Raw genomic sequence first — 7,643 nt, 5'->3', positions numbered from 1 at the left:
GGGCCCACAGACCATCCGCCTGCGTCCTGCACCACATACCAGGACCCCGGTTCTGAGCTATTCGCTCAAGGTCACGCCGGCCAACCATTTCGTGAACTGGCAGCAGGATCCGCAGGGCAACTGGCTGGCGCGCTACGTTTTCCCGGAGAAGGTGAACGAACTGAAAATCGAGGTGGATTTCACGGCACAGATGACCGTGATCAACCCGTTCGATTTCTTCGTCGAGCCTTATGCCGATAGTTTTCCCTTCGTCTACCCCGAGGGATTGCGGACGGAACTCGCACCCTATCTCGAGACGATCGAGCCGGGACCGCTGTTCGCGGAGTACTTGAAGTCGATTCCGCGCGAGGCCGACAACACCGTCAACTACCTCGTCGACCTCAATGCCCAGTTGCAGAAAAAGATTCGTTATATCATTCGTATGGAGCCTGGCGTTCAGACGCCGGAGGAGACGCTGTCCTCCGCCGCCGGCTCCTGCCGGGACTCGGCCTGGCTGCTCATCCAGACGCTGCGTCATCTCGGCCTCGCCGCCCGCTTCGTGTCCGGCTACTTGATCCAGCTCCGTCCTGATATCGATCCGGTGGAGGGACCGGTCGAGGTCGAGAACGACTTCACCGATCTGCATGCCTGGGCCGAGGTCTATCTGCCCGGTGCTGGATGGATCGGCTTCGACGTCACCTCCGGCATGCTCGCCGGCGAAGGCCATATTCCGGTGGCGGCCACGCCGCATTATCACTCCGCCGCGCCGATCAGCGGCAGTGCCGGAATTGCCGAGGTCGACTTCGCGTTCGAGATGAACGTGAAGCGCATCCGCGAAGCGCCGCGCATCACGCGACCATTTTCCGACGATTCCTGGCAAAAGCTCGACCAGCTCGGCGAAGCCGTCGACGCCGATCTCGTCGCCCATGACGTCAGGCTGACCATGGGCGGCGAGCCGACCTTCGTGTCGATCGACGACATGGAATCGGCGGAATGGAATACGGCTGCGGTCGGACCGGCCAAGCGCGGGCTCGCCGACAGCCTGATCCGGCGGCTGCGCACGCGGTTCGCGCCGGGCGGTCTGCTGCATTACGGCCAGGGCAAGTGGTATCCGGGCGAAAGCCTGCCGCGCTGGGCCTTCGGACTGTACTGGCGCAAGGACGGCGAGCCGATCTGGCGCAATGCGGACCTGATCGCCAGCGTCGACGGTCCGCGCATGGCGACCATCGCGGACGCCGAGCGCTTTCTGGATACCGCGGCCGAGACGCTCGGCCTCGAGCCGGACTACGTACTGCCGGCCTATGAGGATCCTGCGCATTGGTTGCAGAAGGAGGCCGCGCTTCCCGAGAATGTCGATGCGCTGGATTCCAAGCTCGCCGATCCGGAGGAGCGCGCGCGCATGGCGCGCGTGTTCGACGAGGGGCTGCACATTCCGCGCGGCTTCGTGCTGCCGATCCAGCGCTGGAATGCAAAGCCTGCGCGCTGGCGCAGCGAGCGCTGGGGCCTGCGGCGCAAGCGGCTGTTCCTGATTCCCGGCGACTCGCCGCTCGGCCTGCGGCTGCCGATCAACTCGCTGGTCTACATTCCGCCGGAGGATTTCCCGTATATTCACGAGCAGGATCCGATGGAGCCGCGCGGCCCGCTGCCGGCCTACACGCAGGGACGTCCCGTCATCGTGCCGCAGGTGCCGCCGCTCAAGGCGCTCGATCGCCCGCCGCAGCCGCAGCAGGACGTGCAGTATCAGTACTGGGGCGGGCTCGGCGTGCGCACCGCGATGTCGGTCGAGATCCGCGACGGCATTCTCTGCGTGTTCATGCCGCCGGTCGAAACCATCGAGGATTACCTGGAGTTGATCGCCACGGTTGAGGCGACGGCCGAGGCGATGCAGATCAAGGTGCATGTCGAAGGCTACGCGCCGCCGTTCGATCCGCGCATCGATGTCATCAAGGTCACGCCCGATCCGGGCGTCATCGAGGTCAACATCCAGCCGGCACAGAGCTGGCGCGAGGCGGTGGACATCACTTTCGGTCTCTATGAGGACGCTGCCAAGACGCGGCTCGGCGCCAATCGCTTCCTGATCGACGGCCGCCACACCGGCACCGGCGGTGGCAATCACGTCGTGGTCGGCGGCAACTCGCCGCCAGATTCGCCGTTCCTGCGCCGTCCCGATCTGTTGAAGAGCCTCGTGCTGTATTGGCAGCGGCATCCGTCGCTGTCCTATCTGTTCTCCGGCATGTTCATCGGACCGACCAGCCAGGCGCCGCGCATCGACGAGGCGCGTCATGACAGCCTTTATGAGTTGGAGATCGCGCTCGCCAATGTGCCCCCTGCGGGGCAGAGCGTGCCGCTGTGGCTCGTCGACCGCCTGTTCCGTCATCTTCTCGTCGACATCACCGGCAACACGCATCGGAGCGAGATCTGCATCGACAAGCTGTATTCGCCGGAGGGACCGACGGGCCGTCTCGGCCTGGTCGAATTCCGCGCGCTCGAAATGCCCCCCGATCCGCGCATGTCGCTGGCGCAGCAGCTTCTCATTCGCGCGCTGATCGCCAAGCTCTGGCGCGAGCCGCAGGACGGCAGGTTCGTGCGCTGGGGCACGGCGCTGCACGACCGCTTCATGTTGCCTCACTTCATCTGGGAGGATTTTCTTGATGTGCTGGATGAACTGCGCTCGTCCGGTTACGACTTCTCCCCGGAATGGTACCAGGCCCAGCTCGAGTTCCGTTTTCCGACCTTCGGCCGCGTGCAGCATGGCGGCGTGACGCTGGAATTGCGCCAGGCGCTCGAGCCGTGGCACGTGCTCGGCGAAGAGGGCATGGCCGGCGGGACCGTGCGCTACGTGGATTCCTCGGTCGAGCGACTTCAAGTGAAGGCTGAAGGCTTCATCGAAGGCCGCCATCTCATCACCTGCAATGGTAGGAGGATGCCGATGACGTCCACGGGGCGTTCCGCAGAGGCGGTCGCAGCGGTCCGGTTCAAGGCGTGGCAGCCGGCCTCCGGCCTGCACCCGACGATTCCCGTGCATGCGCCGCTCACCTTCGACCTGATCGACACCTGGAATGGCCGCTCGCTCGGCGGCTGCGTCTATCACGTCGCCCATCCCGGCGGGCGCAACTACGACACCAAGCCGATCAACTCCTACGAGGCGGAAGCCCGCCGGCTCGCCCGATTCCAGGATCACGGCCACACTCCCGGACGAATCGCGATGCCGCCCGAGGAACGCACAAATGAATTCCCGATGACCCTCGACTTGCGCAGGCCGAACCTGCATTGATGGAAAGCAGCGTGTGCGGAGGATCAGGGTATGGACGGCCGGAGCGGCCAGGACCAGGGAGCGAGCCCCGCCGCCGGTCGGCCGGCGGCCCGTCCTCCCTTGCGCCGGGCTGCCCAATGGGCCCGCGACTATGCCCGGCTGCCGGGCATTCCCGATGAGTTTCTGGGCGCCGACGGTCAGCCGCGGCCGGTATGGACGCGCTTTGCCGACACGTTTGCCGCGCTCGCGCCGACCGACATCGACCGCCGCTTCGCCTCCGCCGATCGCCATCTGCGCGAGGCCGGCGTCACCTACCGGTCGCCGGGCGACAACGCCGAACGCTCCTGGCCGCTCAGCCATCTGCCGCTGCTGATCGACGAGGCCGAGTGGGCGCAACTGTCCCAGGGCATCATTCAGCGCGCCGAACTGCTCGAGCGGGTGCTGCAGGACATCTATGGCGAAGGCCGGCTGGTGGCGAGCGGCGCGTTGCCGGCCGCCGCTGTCGCCGGCTCCAGCGAATATCTGCGCCCGGTGTGCGGCATCAAGCCGCCGGGCGGCCGCTTCCTCAGTGTCTATGCGGCTGATATCGGCCGCGGGCCTGACGGGCGCTGGTGGGTGCTCAGCGATCGCACCCAGGCGCCGTCGGGCATGGGCTACGCGCTGGAGAACCGGCTGGTGCAGTCGCGCGCCTTCTCCTCGATCTACAAGTCGATGAATGCCGAGCGGCTCGCGCCGTTCTTCGAGGCGTTCCGCGACGCGCTGCGCGCCAGCGCCGATCGCGACGAGCCGCGCATCGGCGTGCTGACGCCGGGCAGCTTCAGCGAGACCTATTTCGAGCACGCGACCCTGGCGCGCTATCTCGGCTTCCTCCTGGTCGAGGGCGACGACCTCGCCGTCAGCGGCGACCGCGTGCATATCCGAACCGTCGCCGGGTTGAAGCGCGTCGACGTGCTGTTGCGCCGCCTCGACTCCAACTCGCTCGATCCGCTCGAGCTCGATGCCGCCTCGCGTCTCGGCGTCGCCGGCCTGATGGACGTCGTGCGCAAGGGCGGCGTCGTGATCGCCAACATGCCGGGCTCCGGCGTGCTGGAGGCGCGCGCGCTGCTCGGCTTCCTGCCGAGCCTGTCGCGGCGCGTGCTCGGCGAGGATCTCAAGATCCCGCATATCGCGACCTGGTGGTGCGGTCAGAAATCGGCGCGCGACGAGGTGCTGTCGCGGCTCGACGAACTCGCCATCGAAGGCGCCTATGGCCGCGCCGTGCCGGGCTTCGCCAGCAGCGGGCCGCTGCTCGCGGGTGAGTTGTCGGCGGCCGAGCGCGAGCGTCTGCGCGCGGCCATTGTCCAGCGCGGCATCGACTATGTCGGCCAGGAGGTGGTGCGGCTGTCGACCACGCCGGTGTGGGAGAACGGCCGGATCGCACCGCGACCGTTCGTCTTGCGCGTGTTTGCGGCCGCGACGCCGGACGGCTGGACCGTCATGCCCGGCGGCTTCTGCCGCATCGCCGACAAGCTCGATGCGCGCGCGGTGTCGATGGGCGACGGCGCCAGTGCCGCCGACGTCTGGGTGGTCGGCGACAAGGCGGTGGCGGCGCGCAGCCTGCTGCCGGGCTCCGACAATGTCCGCATCCGCCGCATCGCCGGCGTGCTGCCGAGCCGTGCCGCCGACAATCTGTTCTGGCTCGGCCGCTATCTCGAGCGCGCCGAGGCGACGCTGCGATTGATCCGCGCGCTCGCCGCCCAGCATCGCGATCCCGGCAAGGGCTCGCCGGCGCAGCTCAACACCGCCGAACGCATCCAGCGACTGCTGCTGTCCTGGGGCGCGATCGCGCAGACCTCGCGCACCCAAGGGGCGCGCGTCGCCGACGAGGCGCTGCAGGCGGAGGATCAGTTCGGCTCGGCGCTGTCGCTGTTGAAATCGGCGCAGCGCACCGCGGTCTCGCTGCGCGAGCGGCTGTCGCCGGACGCCTGGCAGGTCATCACCGAGATGTCGAACCGGCTCGCCCAGGATGTCGACGACGACGACGCCGTCGTCAGCACCGCCGAGCTGCTGCTCGAGAAGCTCGCGAGCTTCGCCGGCCTCGCCCAGGAGAACATGAACCGCGCCGCCGGCTGGCGCTTCCTCGACATGGGCCGCCGCGCCGAGCGCGCCATCAACAGCGCGCGTTTCGCGCGGCAGTTCGGCTATGACGAGGCGACGCCGGAAGATCTCGACGTCCTGCTGACCCTGGTCGACTGCCAGATCACCTATCGCTCGCGCTATCTGATCGGCCCGTCGCTGGCGCCGATCCGCGACCTCGTCGTGCTCGATCTCTACAATCCGCGCTCCGTCGCGTTCCAGATCGAGGTGCTGAACGAGCACATTGCGGGCCTGCCGGTGCTGAAGGAGAACGGCCTGATCGAGCGGCCGCAGCGGCTTGCCATCTCGCTGGGCGCGCGGCTGACCGCGGCGGAGGCCGCGCATCTCGACGGCCGCACGCTGTTTGCGCTGGAGCAGGACCTGCTCAACCTGGCGGAAGCGATCGGACAGCATTATTTCCCGCACGGCCCCAATGCGACGCGGCCGGAAAAGCTCACGGGCCTCGCGTGATCTACGACATCCGGCATGTCACCACCTATGAGTACGAGAGCGCGGTCAGCTTCGCGCGCTGCTCGCTGCGCTTGGAGCCGCTGAGCGGCGATGGCCAGGAGCTGATTTCGCACAGCGTCGACATCCGGCCGCGGCCCTCGGAGCGCACGGCACGGCGCGATTTCTTCGGCATCCTGACCGAGAGCATCGTCATCGACATCCAGCACCGCCATCTGCGCATCGACTCGCGCTCGCGGGTGAAGCTGTCGCGCAAGCCGCCGGAGCGCGATGCGCCGAGCGCGAACTGGGAGCAGGTCCGCGACGCCGCGTTCGAGGCCACGAGTCTCGGCCCGTCGTCGCCGATCGGCTATGTCTTCCAGAGCGCATTGGTACCGGTGCTGAAGCCGGTGACGGACTATGCGGCGGCGAGCTTTCCGGCCGGCACCGGCATCGTCGCCGGCGCGGCCGACCTGATGCGGCGCATCCGCAAGGAGTTCAAATACGATCCCAAGGCGACGGTGATTTCGACGCCGCTTGCCGAGGTGTTCGACAACCGCCACGGCGTCTGCCAGGACTTTGCTCACGTGATGATCGCGGGGCTGCGCGGACTTGGCCTGCCCGCGGCCTATGTCAGCGGCTATCTCCGCACCATTCCGCCGGAGGGACAGCCGCGGCTGCAGGGCGCCGATGCGACCCACGCCTGGGTGTCGCTGTGGTGCGGCGAACAGCTCGGCTGGATCGGCTTCGATCCGACCAATGATCTCGTGGTCGGCAATGATCACATCATCCTCGGCATGGGGCGCGACTTCTCCGATGTCTCGCCGGTCGACGGCATCATCGTCGGCTCGCCCAAGCAGAAGCTCGGCGTCGCCGTCGACGTCGTCATGGTCGAGTAGGGGCGGTTCCCTAAGCGGGAACATCCGGAACAATTCTCGTGCATCTCACTTGATCCGCCCGAGGGGCTTGAACGGGGGCTGGCTGACCCTTTCGAGCGATGGAGTGATCGACATGAAGCGTGTTGCAATCATCATGGGCCTCGTCGGCGCCTGCATGGCCGGCTCGGCCTCGGCCCAGCCGAGCGTCAACCTCACCGGCACCTACCGCTGCATCCAGATGTGCCGCGACGGCATGATCGGCGCGCCGGCCTTCGTGACCCAGAACGGCGATGCCGTGAACCTGACCACCGAGACCGGCGAGTCGCTGCAGGCCTGGCCGGACTGGAATGCGCCGAACAGCCGGCTGTGGATCGACGCGCGTGATGAAAGCGCGGTCTATTCGCCCGACGGCATGCGCATCCAGTTCGACGACGGCCGCGTCTGGCAGCGCGATCTGCCGCCCCCGCTGATCGTCCAACGCGGGCCGGTGGTGTACGGGCGGTAAGCTTCTCGCAATAACGCTCAGCCCTTCTGCATGGTCCGCGCGCATAGGCAGATGACGTCGTGGGGGGCGCGAGCTGGCTGCGCCCCCATCGGTGTCGTCCCGGCGAAAGCCGGGACCCATAACCACCGACGCCTGTTGTCGGGCGCGCTGGCAACTCCGAACGTGCCCCGCACCACGGCCTGTGGGTATGGGTCCCGGATCGGCGCCGCGCCATCGCTGTCGCGTTGGCGCAGCTTGTCCGGGACGACGGGGTGTTTGTTGCTCGATATCGCCATCAGCTGAGGATCTCATTCGTTCTACGCTGTCATCGTCCGCGAAGGCGGACGATCCAGTATTCGCAGGCCATGGTGATGAATCGAGACGCCGCAGCGTACTGGATGCCCGCCTGCGCGGGCATGACGTTGAGCATGAGGACGCGCTCTCGCGACATGATCTGTCCGAGTGTGACGAGTAGTTAGACCCTCTG

At 67.2% G+C, this 7,643-nt stretch carries 4 protein-coding genes; all 4 read left to right on the top strand.

From position 1 onward, the window contains the following. Window positions 1-3,253 (top strand): transglutaminase family protein (locus tag BRAS3809_RS30380; protein ID WP_035659472.1); only part of this gene is annotated, 3,253 nt, incomplete at its 5' end. A 30-nt stretch (window positions 3,254-3,283) separates the two neighbouring features. Next, window positions 3,284-5,818 carry a circularly permuted type 2 ATP-grasp protein gene (locus tag BRAS3809_RS30375; RefSeq protein ID WP_008965847.1) on the top strand — a complete coding sequence of 845 codons (2,535 nt, stop codon included), beginning with the start codon at window positions 3,284-3,286 and terminating at the stop codon, window positions 5,816-5,818. After that, window positions 5,815-6,693, top strand: coding sequence for a transglutaminase family protein (locus tag BRAS3809_RS30370; protein ID WP_008965846.1), 879 nt, complete (start codon window positions 5,815-5,817; stop codon window positions 6,691-6,693). The genes BRAS3809_RS30375 and BRAS3809_RS30370 overlap by 4 nt, the downstream gene beginning before the upstream one ends. Window positions 6,694-6,796: 103 nt before the next feature. Further along, on the top strand, window positions 6,797-7,177 hold the full coding sequence (locus tag BRAS3809_RS30365; protein ID WP_008965845.1) for a DOMON domain-containing protein: 381 nt from the start codon (window positions 6,797-6,799) through the stop codon (window positions 7,175-7,177). Window positions 7,178-7,643: the final 466 nt, after the last annotated feature.

Source organism: Bradyrhizobium sp. STM 3809, assembly GCF_000239795.1.
Classification (GTDB): Bacteria; Pseudomonadota; Alphaproteobacteria; order Rhizobiales; family Xanthobacteraceae; genus Bradyrhizobium.
Note: the sequence above shows the minus strand (reverse complement) of the source record. Positions and strands in the feature narration are given on the sequence as shown.